This is a genomic window from Pseudomonas sp. 10B238, from assembly GCF_000970615.1.
GTDB lineage: Bacteria > Pseudomonadota > Gammaproteobacteria > Pseudomonadales > Pseudomonadaceae > Stutzerimonas.
Genome location: NZ_KQ033927.1, coordinates 224,889 through 246,101, shown reverse-complemented (window position 1 = coordinate 246,101; position 21,213 = coordinate 224,889). Strand labels below are relative to the sequence as shown.

The following is a 21,213-nucleotide window of genomic DNA, read 5'->3' as shown; positions in this document are numbered from 1 at the left end:
CATTGCCGACCAAGGACACTGATATCAGGCCCTCGTTACCCTTCCTGCGTCATCGACTGGTCGCTCCCGTCAGCGGTGTCGTTCATCACATCTCTTTGCTGGAGCAGCGCCCCGGAACACTTCGTCGAGCTCACTACCGGTAGGTGAACTTGGAAACGCATCGAACCGGCCATGTTTCAGCGCTTGGGCCGCGTTGTAAAAGCCGCTCCATGCGGCGCGCGCCAACGCACCGCCTACACTGACTCGTCTGACGCCCATGGCTGAAAGTTCTTTAACCGTCAGGTCACTGTTCCAGCCAATTAGTACGTTGACCGGCTTGGGCGCCACGGCCAAGACGACCGCAGCGATGTCGTCACGCGTCTTGATCCCGGGTGCGTAAAGGCAGTCGGCACCGGCTTCGGCGTAGGCCTGCAGCCGCTTGATGGTGTCAGGCAGATCAGGACGGCCAACAAAGAAGTTTTCCGCACGAGCGACCAGGAGCGTGTTGGAGCCGCTAGCATCAATGGCATCCCGTGCGGCACAGACACGTTCGGCGGCCTCCTGTATATCCCTGACAGGTGCGTACGGATCCCCTGTCGAATCCTCGATAGAAAAGCCTGCAACGCCGGTCGCCACCGCAAGCTGTGCGCTTTCGAACACCTCACGGGCTGATTCGCCGAACCCGTCTTCAAAATCTGCATTGATAGGCAGATCAGTGGCCTCGACGATGCTCCGTATATAGCCCAGCACAGCGTCGCGCTGCATAGAGCCGTCTGGCTTGGCACAGGACCAGGCATGGCCGGAGCTGGTTGTCGCCAGCGCCTTGAACCCCATGCCGGCGAGCAGTTGCGCGCTGCCTGCATCCCACGGATTCGGAAGCACAAAGCACCCGGACTCATGCAGCGTCCAGAACGCTTCGCACTTCTGTTCGACGGTAAGTTTGGCCATAACAGCTACCTCTCTTTGCGTTTCTAGCACCACCGAGAACTGTCTACGCAGCGACGCCGGGTCATACTGCGCGAGGTCCCAAGTCGTCTTGATACCCAAGGGCTCCAACTGAGCCGTCAACCGCCTGCCGACACACCCCGTACCTTATCCACTTCAGTGATTATAAGCAGCTTGTCTCGTCGTGCCGGGTCGCGCAGGTCGATGACGCCGCCTGATCCGCCCAGGGTTTTTGCCGCCCAATTGGCAAGCGCTATGGACTGCCTCCATTCCCACTCACACTTCCATCTAAACTCCGGCTGGTTGTCATGCGAGGAAGCCGTTTTCATGCGATATGGATCGGTCGTTTCCATGGGTAACCCAATCGTGCTCATAGACCGTTTTACATTGGCTTTGACCACGGAGTTCAGTTTTCCTCGACGCGTCGACGGTAGAGACGCGACAGGCAGAGAAAGGCCAGCCCATCTCCGTCGGCGACTGTGTACGCCTTCTCCTTGGGCTTAGCTTGGACGTACCGCTGTATCGGTGAGAGCCACGGGTACATCTCTCGAGCTCGTGATGTACGCATTTTTGTACCCAGAGGATCGCGTTGGTACAAACTTTTATGAGGGACCATGAGAAACGATAGGCACAAAAAAGCCCCATCTAAGGGGCTTTCAGGGATTTTCCAAACCTCGTATGAGGTCAGGAAATCATGTGATGGTGCGGACGGAGAGACTCGAACTCTCACACCTTGCGGCGCCAGAACCTAAATCTGGTGTGTCTACCAATTTCACCACGTCCGCAAACTTCTAAACGAAAACGCCAGGCTGCGCCTGGCGTTTCGGAATATGGGGTGGACGATGGGGTTCGAACCCACGACCGCAGGAGCCACAATCCTGTGCTCTACCAACTGAGCTACGCCCACCATATTGCATTTACTTGTACCAACCGGAATGGCGCACCCGGCAGGACTCGAACCTGCGACCATCCGCTTAGAAGGCGGATGCTCTATCCAACTGAGCTACGGGCGCTTTTATCTGCATTCGATCAGAGCGCAGACTTCAAGCTCCGGCCAGTGAAGGGGTTGCCCTCAAAAGCCGTCTTACCCAGCAGCAAGCTGTGCTCGACAAGCGGGGCGAATCTTAATGGCCTGCCTTCACATCGTCAACAGCCAAACCAAAAAAATTTCAGCCTGGTAAAGGAGTTACGGGAATCCTCCCCCGTGTCGCCTTTGCCGAACGGTGCCGTCGTGCGAGAATGCGCATCCTTTTTCAGTCCTTCTCGATGGTGAACCACGCGTCATGACCGCAAAACTGATCGACGGTAAACAGATCGCTGCCAATGTCCGCCAGCAAATCGCGGGCCGTGTTGCCGAGCGATCCAAGCAAGGTTTACGAGTACCTGGCCTGGCAGTGATTCTCGTGGGCATGGACCCGGCCTCTCAGGTCTATGTGGCGCACAAGCGCAAGGATTGCGAGGAGGTGGGGTTCAAGTCCACCGCTCATGACCTGCCTGCTTCAACCAGCCAGGAGGAACTGCTGGGATTGATCGATCAGCTTAATGACGACCCGTCGATTGACGGCATTCTCGTGCAGCTACCCTTGCCTAAGCATCTGGATGCATCGCAACTGCTCGAACGTATTCGCCCCGACAAGGATGTGGATGGTTTCCATCCCTACAACATTGGCCGTCTCGCTCAGCGCATGCCGCTGCTCCGCCCCTGTACGCCGAAAGGCATCATGGCATTGCTCGATAGCACTGGCGTCGATCTACATGGCCTAAACGCGGTTGTGGTGGGCGCCTCCAACATCGTCGGCAGGCCTATGGCGCTTGAGTTATTGCTGGCAGGCTGCACGACCACTGTCACCCATCGCTTTACTCATGATCTGGCCGACCACGTCAAACGTGCCGATCTTATCGTGGTCGCGACAGGTATAACCGGTCTGGTCAAAGGTGACTGGATAAAGGAAGGCGCCATCGTGATAGACGTGGGCATCAATCGCCAAGCCGACGGCAAGCTCGTCGGTGATGTCGAGTTCGATGTCGCCGTGCAACGCGCTAGCTGGATTACGCCAGTGCCAGGCGGTGTGGGTCCGATGACCCGGGCTTGTCTGCTGGAAAACACGTTGCATGCCGCTGAACATCTGCACGGTTAAGCTACGCAGCGACTGCGACTCAGGCAAACAACATGCAAAAACGGCACCCTCGGGTGCCGTTTTGTTTACCTGGTACAGCCCACTACCTCTTCTGCTCCCAAGACTTGATCAGTTCGTCATAGTTGACGGTCTGCCCCTGGGGCTTTTCATCTTGCAGTTTGGGCTTCGGCGCACCAGGTTGGCTCAGCCAATACTCAGGATCCCGCGGCTCGTTCAGCTTCGGTCCGCACTTAGGCTGCACGTTAGCTCGTTCCAGCCGCGCCATCATGGTGTCTTGCGCTTCGGCAAGACCGTCCAGAGCCTCCTGAGGGGTCTTGTCACCACTGGCTGCTTCGGCGATGTACTGCCACCAGAGCTGTGCGAGACGCGGATAATCCGGCACATTGGTCCCGGTCGGCGTCCATTGCACTCGCGCCGGGCTGCGGTAAAACTCCACCAGACCACCCAGTTTTGGCGCAGCCTCGGTCATGGCATCTGAGTTGATATCCGACTCACGGATCGGGGTAAGCCCCACCAGGGTCTTTTTCAGCGACACGGTTTTCGCCACGGTGAACTGCGCGTAGAGCCATGCAGCCAGACGGCGCTGCTCCGGAGTCGAGTTGAGGAAGGTCCAGGACCCTGCATCCTGATAGCCGAGCTTCATGCCCTCCTCCCAATATGGCCCCTTCGGCGACGGCGCCATCCGCCACTTCGGTGTGCCGTCCTCATTCACCACCGGCAGACCCGGCTTGGTCATGTCGGCCGTGAATGCGGTGTACCAGAAAATCTGTTGAGCAATGTTGCCTTGCGCCGGCACCGGGCCCGCCTCGGAAAAGGTCATACCTTGGGCTTCGCGCGGCGCGTATTCGCGCATCCAGTCGACATATTTCTGTGTCGCATAGACCGCAGCCGGGCCGTTTGTGGCACCGCCGCGTGAAACGCTCGAGCCAACCGGGTGGCAGTCCTCAACACGAATTCCCCACTCATCTACCGGCAAACCGTTTGGAAGCCCTTTGTCGCCGGCGCCGGCCATGGAGAACCAGGCATCGGTGAAGCGCCAGCCAAGCGACGGGTCCTTTTTGCCGTAGTCCATGTGGCCATAAACACGCTGCCCGTCGATCTCCTTGACGTGCTTGCTGAAGAACTCGGCAATGTCTTCATAAGCAGACCAATTCACTGGCACACCAAGCTCATACCCGTAGCGCTCTTTGAACTGCTTTTTCAGTTCAGGCCGCTCGAACCAGTCGGCGCGAAACCAATAGAGGTTGGCGAACTGCTGCACTGGCAACTGATAGAGCTTGCCGTCCGGGCCCGTGGTGAAAGAAATTCCGATGAAATCATCCAGATCAAGTGTTGGCAGCGTGTAGTCCTTGGCTTCACCTTCGATCATATCGCTGATCGCAACTGCTTTGCCGTAACGGAAGTGCGTGCCGATCAGATCAGAGTCGTTGATATACCCATCGTAGATGTTCTTGCCCGACTGCATCTGCGTCTGCAGCTTCTCTACAACATCCCCTTCCTGCATCAAGTCGTGACGCAGCTTGATGCCGGTGATCTCGCTAAACGCACGCGCCAAGGTCTTGGACTCATATTCGTGCGTGGTGATGGTTTCCGAAGCAACGTTGATTTCCATGCCACGAAACGGCTCGGCGGCTTTGATGAACCAGCGCAGCTCTTCCATCTGCTGCTCAGGCGTAAGGGTCGACGGGTTGAATTCTGATTCGATCCATTTCTTCGCCGCGTCTTCATAGGCGTCGGCCCATGCCGATCCCGAAATGCCGGACAACGTCAGCAAGGCCGCGAGCGCCATGCCATGTCGGGTGTTGTTTTTATTCTCGAACATAAACACCTCCTTTGGGTTTTTCGGAGGGGTGAGCCGAAAGGCTCAACCCCAGCGCATCACTGCAAACAACCAGACGAGAGACAGCGCGGACGCTATCCAGATGCTCCAGTCGGTCAGCCCTATCAGCAACAGATGCCAATAGGCGCTGCCCAGAAGTCCAATGAACAGCCGATCGCCACGGGTGGTAACGATAGGCAGGAAGCCCTTGCGCGGCACGCAGGGTCGCCTCAGTTCCCAGGCGCTCATCAGCGCCAGCAGCACACCGATGACGGCGAAGAAAGCCGCGGTCGGCCCGGTCCATGCCATCCAGCTCATGAGCGACTCCTATACGCGCCCAAGGGCGAAGCCCTTGGCGACATGATTGCGGACGAACCAGATCACCAGCATGCCGGGCAGAATAGTCAGCACACCGGCGGCGGCCAGAACGCCCCAGTCGATTCCCGATGCCGAGACGGTTCGTGTCATCACCGAAACGATCGGCTTGGCGTCAACCGAAGTCAGCGTGCGCGCCAGCAGCAGTTCGACCCAGGAAAACATGAAGCAGAAGAACGCAGTAACGCCGATGCCCGAACCGATCAGCGGGATGAAAAGCTTCACGAAGAACTTCGGAAAGGTGTAACCGTCGATGTACGCCGTTTCATCGATCTCCTTGGGCACACCGGACATGAATCCCTCAAGGATCCAGACAGCCAAAGGCACATTGAACAGGCAGTGAGCGAGCGCCACAGCGATGTGCGTGTCGAACAACCCAATTGATGAGTAAAGCTGAAAGAACGGCAGCAGAAAGACGGCGGGTGGCGCCATCCGATTGGTCAGCAACCAGAAGAACAGGTGCTTGTCCCCGAGAAAACGAAATCGGGAGAAGGCATAGGCCGCCGGCAACGCCACGGTTAGCGAGATGATCGTGTTCAGGCACACGTAGTACAGTGAATTGATGTAACCGCTGTACCAGCTTCGATCGGTGAAGATGACCTTGTAGTTAGCCAGCGTAAGGTCGCGAGGCCAGAGCGTCAGCCCGCCGAGGATCTCGGTATTGCTCTTGAATGACATGTTTATGAGCCAGTAGATCGGCACCATCAGAAACGCGATGTAGAGGATCAATACCACTCGCTTGCGCAGGTTCATCAGCGGCCCCCTTTCATTTCTGGTCGCCGTGAGTCATGGCGGTATAGAACAGCCAGGACACCAGCAGGATGATCAGGAAGTAGATCAGCGAGAACGCCGCTGCCGGGCCGAGATCGAACTGTCCGACCGCCATCTTGGTGAGCGTCTGGCTGAGGAACGTCGTTGCGTTGCCCGGTCCACCGCCGGTGAGCACGAAGGGCTCGGTATAGATCATGAAGCTGTCCATGAAGCGCAGCATTACAGCGATCAGCAGCACGCTTTTCAGCTTCGGCAACTGGATGTAGCGGAACACCGCCCAAGCGGACGCCCTGTCGATACGAGCGGCCTGGTAGTAGGCGTCCGGAATGGCCCTTAGGCCCGAGTAGCAGAGCAGCGCGACCAAGGACGTCCAATGCCAGACGTCCATCACCAGCACCGTCAGCCAGGCGTCCCGAGTGTTGGAGGCGTAGTTGTAGCTGATGCCCAGCTCGCGGAGGCCGTAACCCAGCAGGCCGATATCGGCACGCCCGAAGATCTGCCAGATGGTCCCGACTACGTTCCATGGGATCAGCAGGGGAATCGCCATCACGATCAGGCACAGCGACGCCCAGCGGCCACGGGTCGGCATCGCCAGCGCGACCGCGATTCCCAGCGGGATCTCGATCAACAGTACGCAGCCCGAGAAGATGAACTGCCGCAGCAGTGAATCGTGCAGCCGAGGATCGTTGAGTATCTGCCGATACCAATCCGCACCAACGAAGAACCGCGTTGACGAATCGAAGATGTCCTGCACCGAGTAATTCACCACGGTCATCATCGGCAGGATGGCACTGAAAGCCACCAGCAGGAAAACCGGCAAGACCAGCCACCACGCGCGGTTGTCATGCGTCTTGGTCATGGCAGCACCTCAACCAGCCGATCATCGGCATAGAGCATCAGCCACTGTGCCGGGAAGCCCACCCAAGCCTGGCCTTTCGGCACCGTTTGATCCTCAGGCAAACGCGCCTTGATCAGATGCCCTTGCAGACGAAGCGTGAGAATCTTGTATGTACCCAGGTCCTCGACTCGCACAGCCTCGGCCTGCATCCCACCGGCACCCGGCTCCTCGCTGACCTGAACGAACTCAGGTCGGATGCCAATCTGCAGGCGACTCGAGGCTAATTCCGGCAGTCGTGCAGCCAGCGCACCCGGCAGCGGCAGCTGCAGATCGCCGAAACCGACCCCGCCTTCCAGGGCATCGACCTCGATCAGATTCATCCCCGGACTGCCCACGAAATAACCAACAAAGGTGTGTTGTGGCCGCTCGAACAGTTCTCGCGGCGTGCCGAACTGGACGATCTGCCCGCCGTACATCACCGCAATCTTGTCAGCGAAGGTCGACGCCTCGAGCTGGTCGTGGGTGACGTAGATCATGGTGATGTTGAACTGCTCATGGATCTGCTTGAGCTTGCGCCGCAGCTTCCACTTCAAATGCGGGTCGATGACTGTGAGCGGCTCGTCGAAAAGGATCGCCGACACGTCGTCTCGGACCAGCCCGCGCCCCATTGAGACCTTCTGCTTTTCATCGGCAGTCAGGTTGTGAGCCTTTCGCTTGAGCAGCGGATGGAGGTCGAGCACCTCGGCAATTTCGTGAACCTTGCTTGTGATTCGCGCCTCGGCGATGCCTTGGTTGCGCAGCGGGAAGGCCAGATTGTCAAAGACGGTCATGGTGTCGTAGACGACCGGAAACTGAAAAACCTGCGCGATGTTGCGCTGCTCCGGCGTTAGCGTGTTCACCTTGCGTGTATCGAACAGCACCTCTCCTTCTGACGGGCTGAGCAACCCCGAGATAATGTTGAGCAAGGTGGACTTGCCACACCCAGAGGGCCCCAACAGCGCGTAAGCGCCGCCCTGCTCCCACACATGGTCCATCTCACGGATCGCATAGTCAGCAGCGCCCTGCGGTTGGCTGTTATAGCTGTGAGCAAGATTCTGCAAACGGATTTCTGCCATAACGATTTCCTCAGGCACGTCGAGCCGGTGCCTGGGCCAGACGGCCCGAAGCATCGAAAACGAATAACTTGTGAGTCGGGATGTAGACGCGGATGGGCGAGTCGACGTGGTAGTCGTGAACCCCTTGCAGGTGCAGCACCAAGCTGAGGTGCTCGTTCCGCACATGGAGAAAGGTTTCAGAACCGCTGATTTCTGCCAGCTCGACAGTGCCAGACACTTCTAAATCATCATCGTTGGAAGGCACCAGCCCGATATGACTGGGCCGTATCCCGAAGCGATACTCACCTTTGTCCAGCCCGCTCAGATCGGTGTTAAGCGGGAAATGCATGCAGTCTTGAAAACTGACCTCGTTCGCCGCGATTCGCCCTGACAGCAGGTTGATCGGCGGCTCGGAGAACAGTTCGGCACTGAGCACCTGGCTGGGACGGTGATACACCTCCGACGTCGGCCCGCTCTGAATCACCCGACCTTCATGCAAGACGGTTGCTGTTCCGCCTAGCGCCAAAGCCTCGTTCGGCTCCGTGGTCGCATACACAGCGATGCTGCGGCGGGTTTTAAACAGCTCACGCATTTCCTGGCGGAGCTCTTCGCGCAATTTGTAATCAAGGTTCACCAGCGGCTCGTCAAACAGGACCAGATCAGCGTCCTTGACCAACGCCCTGGCCATTGCAGTACGTTGCTGCTGCCCCCCGGAGAGTTCCAGCGGGTGTTTCTTCAGGAAGGCTTCGATGTGCAGCATCTCGGCGGTTACGCGCACCTTGCGCTCGATCTCGGCTTTACTGAATCCGGCCTGTCGCAACGGCGAAGCGATGTTCTCGTACACGGTCAACGTCGGATAGTTGATGAACTGCTGGTACACCATCGACACGTTGCGCTTGCGCACCGGAACCCCGGTTACGTCGGCGCCGTTCATTAAGATTCGCCCCCGAGTCGGCTTGTCGAGCCCCGCCATGAGTCGCATCAGCGAGGTCTTGCCCGACAGGGTTCGACCGATCAGCACATTGAACGAGCCAGGTTCGAAAATGAGGCTGGCGTCGTCGATATGCAGCTGGCCATCGACAGTTTTAGTGACGTGTTCCAGGGTGAGGGACATGCCGCATCCTTCTAGTTGTTATGAAAGGATTCAGAGCGATATCCATGCCAGCTAAGCTAAACCGCTCTAGCCCGTGGCGCTTTGTGCAGGCCGCTGTTGTTAAGTGTTCAAAATGAACAGTTGTGAACATTGACAGTGAACAGATATGAACAAGACTGTTCATGGCACCGACGGTGACAAACACCAAAAACAACAAGAACGTACCGCGATAGAGAGGCGACATGGCCAACCCAGCCCAGCCCATCTCACACCAGGCTTTGGTAGAAGGCTCGTGGAGCCGTTGCGAACGCTACGGACTACATCCGCTCAGCATCCCCAGCTTTGGCGACCCAGCGGAGAGAGACGTCAATGCGCTGCTGGAACGTCAGCGAAACCTGGTCCAGACCACGCAGCGTGAAGTGCTGCCTTATTACGAGAACATCCTTTCGAATTCGAGCTGCCTGATTCTGCTTGCCGACAGCGGTGGACAGTTGCTTGAGTCCTGGGGTGACAGGCGCTTCGTCGAACCCGCGCAGCAACGCGGATTCAAGCCGGGCGCCAGCTGGATGGAGCGAGATACCGGAACCAATGCGATCGGCACAGCACTGGCCAGCGGGCAAGCCGTGCATATCCAACGTGACGAGCACTTCCTCCAGGCCAACCGATATCTGTCCGGCGCGGCGTCGCCCATTTACGACGCCCAACGACAGCTGATCGCGGTGCTCGACGTGTCCAGCGACAGCTACCTCCCGCCATCGCACACGCTTGGCATGGTCAAGATGATGAGCCAGTCGGTTGAGAACAGGCTGATCTTGAATCTGTTCCGCGATGATTATTTCCAGCTGACGTTCAACACCGGCCAGGACAATCTTGATAGTCAGTGGGCCGCTCTGTTGGTCTTCGACGAGTCGGGGCTGATCGTTTCAGCCAATCGACGTGCAGACAATTTGCTGGGCGTGGCGCTTACGCGTAGCCGCATCGACAGGCTGTTCGACGTCCCGCTGCGGCAGCTGCTCAGCCAGCCCGAGGACCAGCCGATGCTGCTGCGGACAGCGGGCAATCATCGCTTTCACGGCCTTGTTCGACGCCCGCAGAAGCCGCGTATTCAGGCCCGTGATTTTCGGACACCGGATGACCGACCGGAACACACCATCGACCTGGCAAGCATCGATCAGGGAGACCCGCAGGTTCATAAGGTGATTCGCCAGGCTCAGCTCATGCTCGAAAAGGACATTCCGATTCTGGTGAACGGCGAAACGGGTGTAGGAAAGGAAGTGCTGGTCAAAGCATTGCATGCGGCCAGTTCACGGGCGAACGCCCCGCTAATAGCCGTGAATTGCGCAGCGATTCCCAGCGAGCTGATCGAGTCCGAACTCTTCGGCTACGAAAAAGGTGCATTCACCGGCGCTCACCAGAAAGGCAGCCTGGGCCTGATCCGCAAAGCAGATGGTGGTGTGCTGTTCCTTGATGAAATCGGCGATATGCCGCTGAGCTTGCAGGCGCGTCTATTGCGTGTCCTGCAGGAACGCAGCGTCCAGCCGCTGGGCGGCGGTGAGCCCTACTCAGTCGACTTTCGATTGATCTGCGCAACTAACCGTTCGCTACGCCAGGAAGTGGAAAAGGGTCGCTTTCGTCAGGATTTGTTCTACCGGGTCAGCGGCCTCGGCGTTGAATTGCCCCCCCTCCGCGCGCGTTATGACAAGCACGCCCTTTTCCAACGGGTATGGGAACAGCACCGTGAACCACATCAGTGGGCCGGTCTCAGTCCCGACGTGCTGCGCCTGTTCGACAGCCACCCTTGGCCGGGAAACATACGTCAGCTGAGCAGCGTTGTGCAGGTCGCGCTAGCGCTGGCCCAGGACCAACCGATCCGAGTGGAACATTTACCAGATGATTTCCTTGCCGATGCGGACGTAAGGCTGACGGCTCAAGGTAGAACCGGGGCCTCCGCCTCGACAAGCGAAACAGTGCCGTTCCCAATGCTTGCGAATGAGCCTCTGCGTGCTCAGTTCGAAGCCTGTCGCGGCAACGTTTCGCACTTGGCCCGCCATCTCGGTGTGAGCCGCAACACCTTGTACAAGCGTTTGCGCGCCGAAGGGTTGTATCCGACATAAGCGCGTTGGTCAGCCAGGCTTCCCAGGAAGGTTAACGAGCTGATAGGCCGTGGATCCGCGGCTACTGGCCAGCAGGCTGTGCAGATGGTTGTCGCGGCGGACTCGGCCCCTGCAGACCACAGACGAAAAAAAGCCGCACTTCAGGGATAAACGCTGACGTGCGGCCTTAGCAGCCAATACGAGTTACTCGCCAAGACGCCAGGTCGTGCCGCCCTTCCCGTCTTCAAGAACCACACCCATAGCCGTCAGTTGATCGCGAATCCGATCGGATTCAGCCCAGTTTTTCTCGGCGCGAGCCTGAAGGCGTGCAGCAATCAGTGCTTCCACCTGGGTGGCATCCACCTTGCCCTCAACCCCGGCCTGCAAGAAGGTGTCGGGATCTATCTGCAATATGCCGAGCACGCTGGCCAGCGCTTTGAGCTGCGCAGCAAGGCCGGACGCAGCCTGCATATCCGTATCGCGTAGACGGTTGATCTCGCGAACCATTTCGAACAGCACCGCGCACGCTTCGGGCGAATTGAAGTCATCATCCATTGCCTCGCCGAAGCGAGCCACGAACGTATCGCCACCCTCAGCGCTGGCCTCAGGCAGACCTCTGAGTGCGGTATAGAAGCGCTCAAGGGCGCCCTTGGCTTCTTTCAAACTATCTTCGGAATAGTTGATCGGGCTGCGGTAGTGGCTTGAGACCAGCAGGTAGCGCACCACTTCCGGCTGGTATTTCTCCAACACTTCGCGAATGGTGAAGAAGTTGCCCAGCGACTTGGACATCTTCTCACCATCAACCCGGACGGCGCCGGCGTGCATCCAGGCATTGGCGTACAGCTTGCCGGTTGCCGCTTCACTCTGTGCGATCTCATTCTCATGATGCGGAAATACCAGGTCAGGGCCGCCGCCATGAATGTCGAAGGTCTCACCCAGGCAGCAGGTTGACATGACCGAGCACTCGATGTGCCAGCCCGGACGCCCTGCGCCCCAAGGCGACCCCCAACTCGGCTCTCCCGGTTTGGCGGCCTTCCATAGCACGAAATCCAACGGATCCTCTTTGGCCTCGTCGACCTCGATTCGCGCGCCAATCTTGAGGTCTTCTATCTTGCGCCGCGAAAGCTTGCCGTAGCCGACGAACTTGCCAACCCGGTAGTACACGTCGCCATTGCCCGGTGCATAGGCAAAGCCCTTGTCGATCAGGGTCTGGATCATGCTGTGCATGCCAGCAATGTGGTCGGTTGCGCGAGGCTCGATGTCTGGACGTAGCACGTTGAGCCGTGCCTCGTCCTCATGCATCGCAGCGATCATGCGCCCGGTGAGCGCCTCGAACGTCTCGCCATTTTCCTGGGCTCGCCGGATGATCTTGTCGTCGATGTCAGTGATGTTGCGCACATAGGTCAATTCGTAGCCACGCTGGCGCAACCAGCGCGAAACGACATCGAATGCCACCATGACGCGTGCATGACCAATATGACAGAAGTCATAAACGGTCATGCCGCAGACGTACATGCGCACCTGATTTGCGATCAGAGGCTTGAGCGGCTCCTTGGTTTTGGTCAGCGTGTTGTAAATCGCCAGCGCCATTACTGGCCTCCCCAGGAATCACGCAGCGTCACGGTACGGTTGAACACCATTGCGTCGGGCCGGCGGTCTTTGCGATCAACGCAGAAATAGCCTTCGCGCTCGAACTGGAAGCGATCCTCAGCTTCGGCCGAGGCCAACGACGGCTCGGCGCGGCAACCCTTCAACACCACCAGCGACTCCGGGTTGATGTTGTCCAGGAAGCTACCGCCATCTTCATCCTTCTCGGGATTGGCCGAGCGGAACAGACGATCGTACAAGCGCACTTCGCATTCGACGCTCTCAGCAGCCGGCACCCAATGAATGACGCCTTTGACCTTGCGACCCTCCGGGTTCTTGCCCAGCGTGTTCTCGTCGTAGGAGCAGCGCAGCTCAACAATGTTGCCTTGCTCGTCCTTGACCGCTTCATCCGCACGAATCACGTAGCTGCCACGTAGGCGCACTTCCCCACCCGGAATCAGGCGTTTGAACCCGGCCGGAGGTACTTCTTCGAAATCGGTGGCATCGATATAAATCTCCCGCGAGAACGGCAGCTGGCGCACGCCGATGTCCTGCTTCGGATGACGAGGCAGTTCGAGCGTCTCGGTCTTGTCCTCAGGATAGTTGGTGATGACCACTTTCAACGGCTTGAGGACGCACATGGCGCGCGGGGCATTGGCGTCCAGGTCTTCGCGAATGGCGAACTCGAGCATGCCTACATCCACTACACCGCCGGCGCGATTGACCCCGATCATGTCGCAGAACGTACGAATCGACGCCGGCGTGTAGCCACGACGACGGTAGCCACTGAGCGTCGACATGCGAGGATCATCCCAGCCACTGACGTGCTTTTCGTCCACGAGCTGCTTGAGCTTGCGCTTGCTGGTGATGGTGTAGTTGAGGTTAAGGCGCGCGAATTCGTACTGACGCGGACGTGCCGGAACCGGGAGGTTTTCCAGGAACCACTCGTAGAGAGGGCGGTGGTCTTCGAACTCAAGGGTGCAGATCGAGTGCGTGACGCCTTCTATGGCATCCGACTGGCCATGGGTGAAGTCATAGCTTGGATAGATGCACCAGTCGTTCCCGGTCTGGTGGTGATGCGCATGGCGAATCCGATAGAGGATCGGGTCGCGAAGATTCATGTTTGGCGAGGCCATATCGATTTTGGCCCGGAGTGCCTTTGCGCCGTCCGGAAACTCGCCAGCTTTCATCCGCGCGAACAGGTCCAGGTTTTCTTCCATGGAACGGTCGCGGAACGGACTGTTCTTGCCCGGTTCGGTCAGGCTGCCGCGGTACTCTCGGGCCTGCTCGGATGTCAGGTCGCAGACGTAAGCCTTGCCCGCTTTGATCAGCTCGATGGCCCAGTCATGCAGCTGCGAAAAATAGTTGGAGGCGTAACGCTCCTCCCCAGCCCACTCGAAGCCGAGCCACTGAACATCGCTTTTGATTGCATCGATGTATTCCTGATCTTCTTTCGCCGGGTTGGTGTCGTCGAAACGAAGATTGCACTCGCCACCAAATTCTTTCGCCAGGCCGAAATTCAGGCAGATCGACTTGGCATGACCGATGTGCAGGTAGCCATTGGGCTCCGGTGGAAAGCGCGTCACGATCTTCGCGTGCTTGCCTGATTGCAGGTCGGCCTGAACGATCGGGCGGAGAAAATTTGTGGCTGCGGTAGTCTCAGGCTTGCTCATGGTGTCCTTAACGATCTGCGAGTGCGTGCCTCAGGGTAGGCCCGCCAAATCAAAGCGCTTATCATAGCGGACCCGTCAACCCCCTGACAGAGCAAAGCGCCCTGCCGCGCTATGCGCCGTAGCCGCGAGTCTTCGGGGCCGTCACGCCGGTCGCGTTGCCGCGACACATTTTTCTCCCTCATTTAGGAAGGCATTCAATGATCAAGCTGCATACCAATCACGGCGTCATATCCGTCAAACTGTTCGAAGACAAGGCACCCGAGACCACCGCCAACTTCAAGGAATACGTAAAGAGTGGTCACTACGACGGCACTATTTTCCACCGTGTGATTAGCAATTTCATGATCCAGGGCGGCGGCTTCGAGACCGGCATGAAGCAGAAAGCTACCCGCGGCCAGATCAAGAACGAAGCTAACAACGGCCTTTCCAACAAGACCGGCACCCTGGCCATGGCACGCACCATGGAGCCGCACTCGGCCTCTGCGCAGTTCTTCATCAACGTCAAAGACAATGATTTCCTCGACCACACGGCGCCGACCGTTCAAGGCTGGGGCTACACAGTATTTGGCGAAGTGGTCGAAGGCATGGACGTGGTTGAAAAGATCAAAGGCGTGCCCACCACGATGAAGTCGGGCCATCAGGACGTTCCGGTAGAAGACGTCGTGATCGAGAAAGCCGAAATCGTCGAGTAAATCGCATTGATCCTGTTGATCTCAGATCTGCATCTCGAAGAAAAACGCCCGGAGCTTACCCGGGCGTTTCTTCGTTTCCTCGAGACTCGCGCAATCGAAGCCGAGGCACTCTATATCCTCGGTGACTTTTTCGAAGTCTGGGTCGGCGATGACGGCATGACGCCTTTTCAGCATGAGATAGCCCGAGCGCTGAAAGCGCTGAGCCTGCATGGGACGCGCATCTATCTGATGCACGGCAATCGCGACTTCATGATCGGAAAAGCGTTTTGCCGCGAGGCCGGATGCACGCTGCTGGCCGACCCGCATATCGCGCAGCTCGCTGGCGAGCGCGTGTTGTTGATGCATGGCGACAGCCTATGCACGCGTGACGAAGGCTACATGCGGCTACGCCGCTGGCTGCGCAACCCGGTAAGTCTCTTCATCCTGCATAACCTTTCGCTTGCCAAGCGTCAGAAGCTGGCGCAAAAACTGCGTTCCAGCAGTAAGGAAGAGACGCGAATGAAGGCCAGCGATATCGTCGACGTAACACCCGACGAAGTGGCGAGCATCATGCAACGCAACAAAGTCCGAACCTTAATTCACGGCCACACCCACCGGCCAGCAACCCATTCGTTGCAGATCGATGGTCAAGCGGCCATCCGGATCGTCCTGGGTGACTGGGATCGCCAGGGTTGGGCGTTACAGGTCGACGATTCAGGTTTTCACCAGGCTCCTTTCGACCTGAACTGATCAGTCAGGCGGCGCTCGGTACGCCGCTGTGAAAGCGAAACTCACTGTCTGGGCTTTCGATCAGCTCACGCTCACGTTCACGCACGCGGACAATGGTTGCCTCGATGTCCGCCGCCTCTCCATAGAGAAAAGCCAGCTTCAGGTAATCCTGAAAATGCCTCGCTTCGGACTTCAAAAGCCCGTGATAGAACCGCCCAAGTTCTTCGTCCAGGTGCGGCACCAGCATCGCAAAACGCTCACATGAGCGCGCCTCGATAAACGCACCAATCACCAACGTATCGGTGAGCCGGTAGGGTTCGTGGTTGCGCACCAACTCGCGCAAACCGGCCGCATAACGGGACGAGCCGATATTGCGCAGACTGATTTCACGCTTGCGGATGATCGAGAGCACCTGCTCGAAATGTCGCAACTCCTCCCTGGCCAGGCGCGACATCTTGTTCTGCAGATCCGGCTTATCGACATAGCGAAACATCAACTGAAAGGCAGCGCCCGCAGCCTTCTTCTCGCAGTTGCCATGATCGATCAACATCACATCCTGGTTCTGCAGCGCCACGTCGACCCACACCGAAGGTGTCGCACAGCCAAGAAATTCGTTCAGTTCGGGGAGCATGAGGTCTTGGTATTCATGAAGGAAATGAAAGCGACGAACAGCACGAAGTCGCCGGGCCGCCGCGCATTATACGAGCCCAGCAAGTAACGGCCAGCACTGCTTGATATAGGTCAGTGGCTGCCCTGAAGTCCTTGTCTATAGTGAAACCATCTGATCACCCAAACGGAGCCGATCATGCAAGCCATACGCTGTATCCTCGTGGTAATTGACCCGAAGCTTTCCGAAAACCTGGCACTGAAAAGGGCGCGATTGATTTCCAGCGTCAGCCAGTCCCGGCTGCACTTGCTGATCTGCGACGCCAAACAGGACCACAGCAGCTACCTAGAGCGCTTGCGCCAAGAACTCGAAGATCAGGGCCACGTCGTTACGGCTCGGCAGGCCTGGCATGAAAACCTGCACCAGACCATCATCAGCGCTCAGCAAGCCGAAGGCTGCGGCCTGGTGATCAAACAGCACATTGCCGACAACCCGCTGAAACGCGCCCTGCTGACGCCCGATGACTGGAAGCTATTGCGTTATTGCCCCTGCCCGGTGCTGATGGTCAAAACCGAAGCGCCCTGGACGGGCGGCAACATTCTGGCCGCAGTGGACGTCGGCAATGCTGACATCGAACACCGCACGCTTCATTCCAGCATCATCAGTTACGGCTACCAGATTGCCTCGCTTGCCGAGGGCACACTGCATGTGATCAGCGCGCACCCTTCTGCCATGCTGTCCTCCGCTGATCCCGCGTTCCAGCTCAAGGAAACGATCGAAGCGCGTTACCGCAACGCCTGCCGGCAGTTTCAGACTGAGTTCGACATCCCTGACGGCCAGCTGCATATCGAGGAAGGGCCCGCAGACGCCTTGATCCCTCGCGTCTGCCACCAGCTTCAGGCTGCCGTAACGGTCATCGGCACTGTCGCCCGCACCGGATTGTCCGGGGCCTTGATGGGCAATACCGCCGAGGTCGTGCTCGATACATTGGAAAGCGATGTGCTGGTGCTGAAGCCAGAGGACATCATCGACCACCTTGAGGAGCTCGTAGCGCAGCGCTAGGGTCATCAGCTCAGCCGAGGCTGGATATCGCCTTCCTCGGCTGTATTGAATGCCTAGCGAGCCATGTACTGAATAAATCGAGGGGCGATATAACGCTGGTAATGCGCTTCGGAAAGGAGAAAGAACTCCCGATCGATTGCATCACGAAGCTCAGGCAAGGACCAATCACGAAACTCCGGCAGCAGCACGACGCCATAGGCTTCGAGTTGCTGAATCACGCGCGCGCCGCGTGCGATCAGTTGATAGGCCCAACAGTAGGGTGACTGGTCGGCAACGAAGCGGATCTGTCGGCTTTCCAGCTGAGAACGCAACAGCGGCGCATCGAAAACCTCCAGCTTTGCCGCCATCACTTGCGCTAGCAATACCTCCAGGCGCTGCCAGACCGAGCGCTTGACCTCTTCGCTATAGCCGTTCCAGCTCACCACTTCATGATGAAACCGTTTGCATCCGCGGCAGACGAGATCGCCGTAAACGGTGGAGCAAAGGCCTACGCAAGGGGTTTTGATTCGCTGATTGGACATGACGGACGATGAATCGAAGAACAGCGCCGCATCTTAGACTTTTGTCCAAGCCGGGTCACTGACCAATCCGGACCATGCCTCAAAAAGAGAGTCTGCAGCCCACAGATTGCGGGCCTAAGCCGAAACTGCGACATGTCCGTTGGCGGCCTCGCCATCGCTGTGCCCTGGCGTTTCACTTAACTTTGCGGGCACGTTCCAGTAGAATCGGCCCGCCGTTTTAGGCGCCATAATCCGCAAGAAGCTGTTTTCAAAGCGTCACGAGCACAGTTGACCGGCTACTTTCCGGGTGCGCAGATCCCTCTAACCTGCGTACCCGGCACCAAACCCGGCGTAAAACTTTGAAAACAGCTTCCGGATGCGCGTCCCGAGACACCCATGGGACCAATGATGAGGGTATAAAACTGTGCTTGAAGCCTATCGCAAACACGTAGAAGAGCGTGCCGCTCAGGGCGTCGTGCCCCAGCCGCTGAACGCCGAGCAGACCGCAGGCCTGGTCGAACTCCTGAAAAACCCGCCAGCTGGCGAAGAACAATTCCTCCTCGACCTGATCACCAACCGCGTTCCCGCGGGCGTGGACGAAGCCGCCTATGTCAAGGCTGGATTCCTCGCCGCTATCGCCAAGGGCGAAGCCACCTCTCCGCTGATCAGCAAGCAGCACGCTGTTGAACTGCTGGGCACCATGCAAGGTGGTTACAACATCGTCACGCTGGTCGACCTGCTTGATGACGCAGAACTCTCCGACACTACCGCAAAAGAGCTGAAGCACACCCTGCTGATGTTCGACGCGTTCCACGACGTTGCTGAGAAAGCCAAGGCTGGCAACGCGAACGCCAAAGCCGTCCTGCAGTCCTGGGCTGAAGGCGAGTGGTTCAAGAACCGCGCCCCGGTTGCCGAAAAAGTTACCTTGACCGTATTCAAGGTCACCGGCGAAACCAACACCGACGATCTGTCGCCGGCGCCTGACGCCTGGTCGCGCCCCGACATCCCGCTGCACGCACTGGCCATGCTGAAGATGGCTCGCGACGGCATCAACCCCGACGTTCCTGGCTCGGTTGGTCCGCTCAAGCAGATGGAAGAACTGGCCACCAAAGGCTTCCCGGTCGCCTATGTGGGTGACGTGGTCGGTACCGGCTCTTCGCGTAAGTCCGCTACTAACTCGGTGCTGTGGTTCTTCGGCGACGACATTTCGAACGTGCCGAACAAGCGTGCCGGCGGTTTCTGCTTCGGCACCAAGATTGCGCCAATCTTCTACAACACCATGGAAGACGCCGGCGCACTGCCGATCGAGTTCGACTGCTCCGATTTGGCAATGGGCGACATCATCGATGTCTACCCCTACAAAGGCGAAGTCCGCCGCCACGGCAGCGATGAGCTGGTCACCACCTTCCAGTTGAAGACCGATGTCCTGCTCGACGAAGTTCGCGCTGGCGGTCGTATTCCGCTGATCATTGGTCGCGGCCTGACCGAAAAGGCACGTGCCGAGCTGGACATGGGCCCGTCGGACCTGTTCAAGAAGCCAGAAGCCCCCGCCGAGAGCGACAAGGGCTTTACCCTGGCACAGAAGATGGTCGGTCGCGCCTGCGGTCTGCCGGAAGGCAAAGGCGTCCGCCCGGGCACCTACTGCGAACCAAAGATGACCACCGTTGGCTCCCAGGACACCACTGGCCCAATGACCCGCGACGAGCTGAAAGACCTGGCTTGCCTGGGCTTCTCCGCCGATCTGGTCATGCAGTCGTTCTGCCACACAGCCGCTTATCCGAAGCCGATCGACGTCACCACGCATCACACCCTGCCGGACTTCATCATGACCCGCGGCGGCGTTTCCCTGCGTCCGGGCGACGGCATCATCCACAGCTGGTTGAACCGCATGCTGCTGCCGGACACTGTCGGTACCGGCGGTGATTCGCACACTCGCTTCCCGATGGGCATCTCCTTCCCGGCCGGTTCCGGCCTGGTCGCCTTCGCCGCAGCCACTGGCGTCATGCCGCTGGACATGCCGGAGTCGGTACTGGTTCGTTTCAAGGGCAAGATGCAGCCTGGCATCACGCTGCGTGACCTGGTTCATGCGATTCCCTACTACGCAATTCAGAAAGGTCTGCTGACCGTCGAGAAGAAAGGCAAGAAGAACATCTTCTCCGGCCGTATCCTCGAAATCGAAGGCCTGAACGACCTGACCGTCGAGCAAGCGTTCGAGCTGTCTGACGCTTCTGCCGAGCGTTCCGCTGCGGGTTGCACCATCAAACTGCCGGAAGCTGCGATCGCTGAGTACCTGCAGTCGAACATTACCCTGCTGCGCTGGATGATCAGTGAAGGTTACGGTGATGCTCGTACGCTGGAGCGTCGTGCTCAGGCCATGGAAGCTTGGTTGGCCAAGCCGGAACTGCTGGCTGCCGATGCGGATGCAGAATACGCCGAGATCATCGAGATCGACCTATCCGAAGTGACCGAGCCTGTGCTCTGTGCACCCAACGACCCGGACGATGCGCGTCTGCTCTCGACCGTTCAGGGCGAGAAGATCGATGAAGTATTCATCGGCTCGTGCATGACCAACATTGGTCACTTCCGCGCCGCTGGCAAGCTGCTGGATAAAGTTGAAGGCGCTCTGCCAACTCGCCTGTGGCTGTCTCCGCCGACCAAGATGGACCAGCACCAGCTGACCGAAGAAGGCTACTACGGCATCTACGGCCGCGCTGGCGCACGCCTGGAAATGCCCGGTTGCTCGCTGTGCATGGGCAACCAGGCACGGGTTGAGACCGGCTCGACAGTGGTCTCCACGTCGACTCGTAACTTCCCTAACCGTCTGGGCGACGCGACCAACGTGTACCTGGCTTCTGCCGAACTGGCAGCAGTCGCCTCGATCCTGGGTCGCCTGCCGACCGTTGAGGAGTACATGGTCTACGCTGCTCAGATCGACACCATGGCGGCTGATGTCTACCGCTACCTGAGCTTCGATCAGATTGCCGAGTTCCGCGAGTCTGCGGCCAAAGCAAAGATCGACGTGGTCGCTGTTTGATGCTCTAACGCGTCACGCAGGCAAAACAAACGCCCCGACTGGTTCGGGGCGTTTGCATTTACGGAGTGTCATGCAACTGCCGACAGACCTATGCGACAATAGCGCCCAATGTCTGGCATCAACTCCCGCATTTTTCCTAACAGCTCGCCATAATGCGCCGCGGCTGCCGCTACTGCCTGTCCGCCGGGTCACCTTAGACTCCGCT

18 protein-coding genes and 3 tRNA genes are annotated in these 21,213 nt (G+C 58.4%); 6 read left to right on the top strand and 15 right to left on the bottom strand.

The window, feature by feature from the left end; translation table 11 throughout:
* Nucleotides 1-69 precede the first annotated feature (69 nt).
* The 5 genes from RT21_RS01085 to RT21_RS01065 all read right to left on the bottom strand — a co-directional run bounded on the left by RT21_RS01085 (nt 70) and on the right by RT21_RS01065 (nt 1,937).
* Entirely contained in the window at nt 70-927 is an 858-nt protein-coding gene (locus RT21_RS01085; RefSeq protein ID WP_046161236.1) for an isocitrate lyase/PEP mutase family protein, read from the bottom strand.
* Nucleotides 928-1,043: 116 nt separating this feature from the next.
* Nucleotides 1,044-1,277 carry a hypothetical protein gene (locus tag RT21_RS23740; protein ID WP_177327038.1) on the bottom strand — a complete coding sequence of 78 codons (234 nt, stop codon included), beginning with the start codon at nt 1,275-1,277 and terminating at the stop codon, nt 1,044-1,046.
* Nucleotides 1,278-1,624: 347 nt separating this feature from the next.
* Nucleotides 1,625-1,709, bottom strand: a tRNA-Leu gene (locus RT21_RS01075).
* A gap of 46 nt (nt 1,710-1,755) precedes the next feature.
* Nucleotides 1,756-1,831: transfer RNA gene (locus RT21_RS01070), tRNA-His, on the bottom strand.
* A gap of 29 nt (nt 1,832-1,860) precedes the next feature.
* A tRNA-Arg gene (locus tag RT21_RS01065) sits at nt 1,861-1,937 on the bottom strand.
* 270 nt (nt 1,938-2,207) lie between these two features.
* Between RT21_RS01065 and folD the strand changes: the two genes are divergently transcribed.
* Complete coding sequence (gene folD, locus RT21_RS01060; protein ID WP_046161234.1) at nt 2,208-3,062, top strand: bifunctional methylenetetrahydrofolate dehydrogenase/methenyltetrahydrofolate cyclohydrolase FolD; 855 nt, start codon at nt 2,208-2,210, stop codon at nt 3,060-3,062.
* A gap of 82 nt (nt 3,063-3,144) precedes the next feature.
* Here the strand turns inward: folD and RT21_RS01055 are convergent, their stop codons facing one another.
* The 6 genes from RT21_RS01055 to RT21_RS01030 are packed head-to-tail and all read right to left on the bottom strand — an operon-like array spanning nt 3,145 to nt 9,073.
* On the bottom strand, nt 3,145-4,884 hold the full coding sequence (locus RT21_RS01055) for an ABC transporter substrate-binding protein (protein WP_045427492.1): 1,740 nt from the start codon (nt 4,882-4,884) through the stop codon (nt 3,145-3,147).
* A gap of 42 nt (nt 4,885-4,926) precedes the next feature.
* The gene (locus tag RT21_RS01050; RefSeq protein WP_045427494.1) at nt 4,927-5,199 is read right to left on the bottom strand and encodes a DUF2160 domain-containing protein; all 273 of its coding nucleotides are present in this window, start codon (nt 5,197-5,199) and stop codon (nt 4,927-4,929) included.
* A gap of 9 nt (nt 5,200-5,208) precedes the next feature.
* Nucleotides 5,209-6,009, bottom strand: coding sequence for a carbohydrate ABC transporter permease (locus tag RT21_RS01045; protein WP_046161233.1), 801 nt, complete (start codon nt 6,007-6,009; stop codon nt 5,209-5,211).
* Nucleotides 6,010-6,022: 13 nt separating this feature from the next.
* On the bottom strand, nt 6,023-6,886 hold the full coding sequence (locus tag RT21_RS01040; protein WP_045427499.1) for a carbohydrate ABC transporter permease: 864 nt from the start codon (nt 6,884-6,886) through the stop codon (nt 6,023-6,025).
* The gene (locus tag RT21_RS01035) at nt 6,883-7,980 is read right to left on the bottom strand and encodes an ABC transporter ATP-binding protein (RefSeq protein WP_046161232.1); all 1,098 of its coding nucleotides are present in this window, start codon (nt 7,978-7,980) and stop codon (nt 6,883-6,885) included. The genes RT21_RS01040 and RT21_RS01035 overlap by 4 nt, the downstream gene beginning before the upstream one ends.
* Nucleotides 7,981-7,990: 10 nt before the next feature.
* Nucleotides 7,991-9,073, bottom strand: a complete 1,083-nt coding sequence (locus tag RT21_RS01030; protein WP_046161231.1) for an ABC transporter ATP-binding protein — start codon at nt 9,071-9,073, stop codon at nt 7,991-7,993.
* A 221-nt stretch (nt 9,074-9,294) separates the two neighbouring features.
* Here RT21_RS01030 and RT21_RS01025 point away from each other — a divergent pair, with 221 nt between their 5' ends.
* Nucleotides 9,295-11,166 (top strand): sigma-54-dependent Fis family transcriptional regulator, encoded by a 1,872-nt coding sequence (locus RT21_RS01025; protein ID WP_046161230.1) that lies wholly within the window; start codon nt 9,295-9,297, stop codon nt 11,164-11,166.
* A 183-nt stretch (nt 11,167-11,349) separates the two neighbouring features.
* Here the strand turns inward: RT21_RS01025 and cysS are convergent, their stop codons facing one another.
* Together cysS and RT21_RS01015 are read right to left on the bottom strand one after the other, a co-directional pair.
* On the bottom strand, nt 11,350-12,735 hold the full coding sequence (gene cysS / locus RT21_RS01020; protein ID WP_046161229.1) for a cysteine--tRNA ligase: 1,386 nt from the start codon (nt 12,733-12,735) through the stop codon (nt 11,350-11,352).
* Nucleotides 12,735-14,405, bottom strand: coding sequence for a glutamine--tRNA ligase/YqeY domain fusion protein (locus tag RT21_RS01015; RefSeq protein ID WP_046161228.1), 1,671 nt, complete (start codon nt 14,403-14,405; stop codon nt 12,735-12,737). Before RT21_RS01015 ends, cysS begins: the two co-directional genes overlap by 1 nt.
* Nucleotides 14,406-14,602: 197 nt before the next feature.
* On the opposite strand from RT21_RS01015, the gene RT21_RS01010 reads away from it, so the two are divergent.
* Nucleotides 14,603-15,097: a peptidylprolyl isomerase gene (locus RT21_RS01010; protein WP_046161227.1), complete on the top strand. Its 495-nt coding sequence runs from the start codon at nt 14,603-14,605 to the stop codon at nt 15,095-15,097.
* A gap of 6 nt (nt 15,098-15,103) precedes the next feature.
* The gene (gene lpxH / locus RT21_RS01005; RefSeq protein WP_045427515.1) at nt 15,104-15,826 is read left to right on the top strand and encodes a UDP-2,3-diacylglucosamine diphosphatase; all 723 of its coding nucleotides are present in this window, start codon (nt 15,104-15,106) and stop codon (nt 15,824-15,826) included.
* 4 nt (nt 15,827-15,830) lie between these two features.
* Here lpxH and RT21_RS01000 read toward each other — a convergent pair whose 3' ends face one another.
* Nucleotides 15,831-16,436 carry a MiaE family protein gene (locus tag RT21_RS01000; RefSeq protein WP_046161226.1) on the bottom strand — a complete coding sequence of 202 codons (606 nt, stop codon included), beginning with the start codon at nt 16,434-16,436 and terminating at the stop codon, nt 15,831-15,833.
* Nucleotides 16,437-16,610: 174 nt separating this feature from the next.
* Here RT21_RS01000 and RT21_RS00995 point away from each other — a divergent pair, with 174 nt between their 5' ends.
* Complete coding sequence (locus RT21_RS00995) at nt 16,611-17,474, top strand: universal stress protein (RefSeq protein WP_046161225.1); 864 nt, start codon at nt 16,611-16,613, stop codon at nt 17,472-17,474.
* A 53-nt stretch (nt 17,475-17,527) separates the two neighbouring features.
* Here RT21_RS00995 and RT21_RS00990 read toward each other — a convergent pair whose 3' ends face one another.
* Nucleotides 17,528-17,995, bottom strand: a complete 468-nt coding sequence (locus tag RT21_RS00990; protein WP_046161224.1) for a DUF1289 domain-containing protein — start codon at nt 17,993-17,995, stop codon at nt 17,528-17,530.
* A gap of 403 nt (nt 17,996-18,398) precedes the next feature.
* Here RT21_RS00990 and acnB point away from each other — a divergent pair, with 403 nt between their 5' ends.
* Entirely contained in the window at nt 18,399-21,008 is a 2,610-nt protein-coding gene (gene acnB / locus RT21_RS00985) for a bifunctional aconitate hydratase 2/2-methylisocitrate dehydratase (RefSeq protein WP_046161223.1), read from the top strand.
* Nucleotides 21,009-21,213 lie beyond the last annotated feature (205 nt).

Bases quoted from the DNA above. Each gene is read 5' to 3' on its own strand.
- RT21_RS01040 (WP_045427499.1), bottom strand. From the start codon at position 6,886: ATGACCAAGACGCATGACAACCGCGCGTGGTGGCTGGTCTTGCCGGTT.
- folD (WP_046161234.1), top strand. From the start codon at position 2,208: ATGACCGCAAAACTGATCGACGGTAAACAGATCGCTGCCAATGTCCGC.
- RT21_RS00995 (WP_046161225.1), top strand. From the start codon at position 16,611: ATGCAAGCCATACGCTGTATCCTCGTGGTAATTGACCCGAAGCTTTCC.
- cysS (WP_046161229.1), bottom strand. From the start codon at position 12,735: ATGGCGCTGGCGATTTACAACACGCTGACCAAAACCAAGGAGCCGCTC.
- RT21_RS01030 (WP_046161231.1), bottom strand. From the start codon at position 9,073: ATGTCCCTCACCCTGGAACACGTCACTAAAACTGTCGATGGCCAGCTG.
- RT21_RS01045 (WP_046161233.1), bottom strand. From the start codon at position 6,009: ATGAACCTGCGCAAGCGAGTGGTATTGATCCTCTACATCGCGTTTCTG.
- RT21_RS01035 (WP_046161232.1), bottom strand. From the start codon at position 7,980: ATGGCAGAAATCCGTTTGCAGAATCTTGCTCACAGCTATAACAGCCAA.
- RT21_RS01000 (WP_046161226.1), bottom strand. From the start codon at position 16,436: ATGCTCCCCGAACTGAACGAATTTCTTGGCTGTGCGACACCTTCGGTG.
- RT21_RS01055 (WP_045427492.1), bottom strand. From the start codon at position 4,884: ATGTTCGAGAATAAAAACAACACCCGACATGGCATGGCGCTCGCGGCC.
- RT21_RS01015 (WP_046161228.1), bottom strand. From the start codon at position 14,405: ATGAGCAAGCCTGAGACTACCGCAGCCACAAATTTTCTCCGCCCGATC.
- RT21_RS23740 (WP_177327038.1), bottom strand. From the start codon at position 1,277: ATGGAAACGACCGATCCATATCGCATGAAAACGGCTTCCTCGCATGAC.
- RT21_RS00990 (WP_046161224.1), bottom strand. From the start codon at position 17,995: ATGTCCAATCAGCGAATCAAAACCCCTTGCGTAGGCCTTTGCTCCACC.
- RT21_RS01025 (WP_046161230.1), top strand. From the start codon at position 9,295: ATGGCCAACCCAGCCCAGCCCATCTCACACCAGGCTTTGGTAGAAGGC.
- RT21_RS01085 (WP_046161236.1), bottom strand. From the start codon at position 927: ATGGCCAAACTTACCGTCGAACAGAAGTGCGAAGCGTTCTGGACGCTG.
- RT21_RS01010 (WP_046161227.1), top strand. From the start codon at position 14,603: ATGATCAAGCTGCATACCAATCACGGCGTCATATCCGTCAAACTGTTC.
- RT21_RS01050 (WP_045427494.1), bottom strand. From the start codon at position 5,199: ATGAGCTGGATGGCATGGACCGGGCCGACCGCGGCTTTCTTCGCCGTC.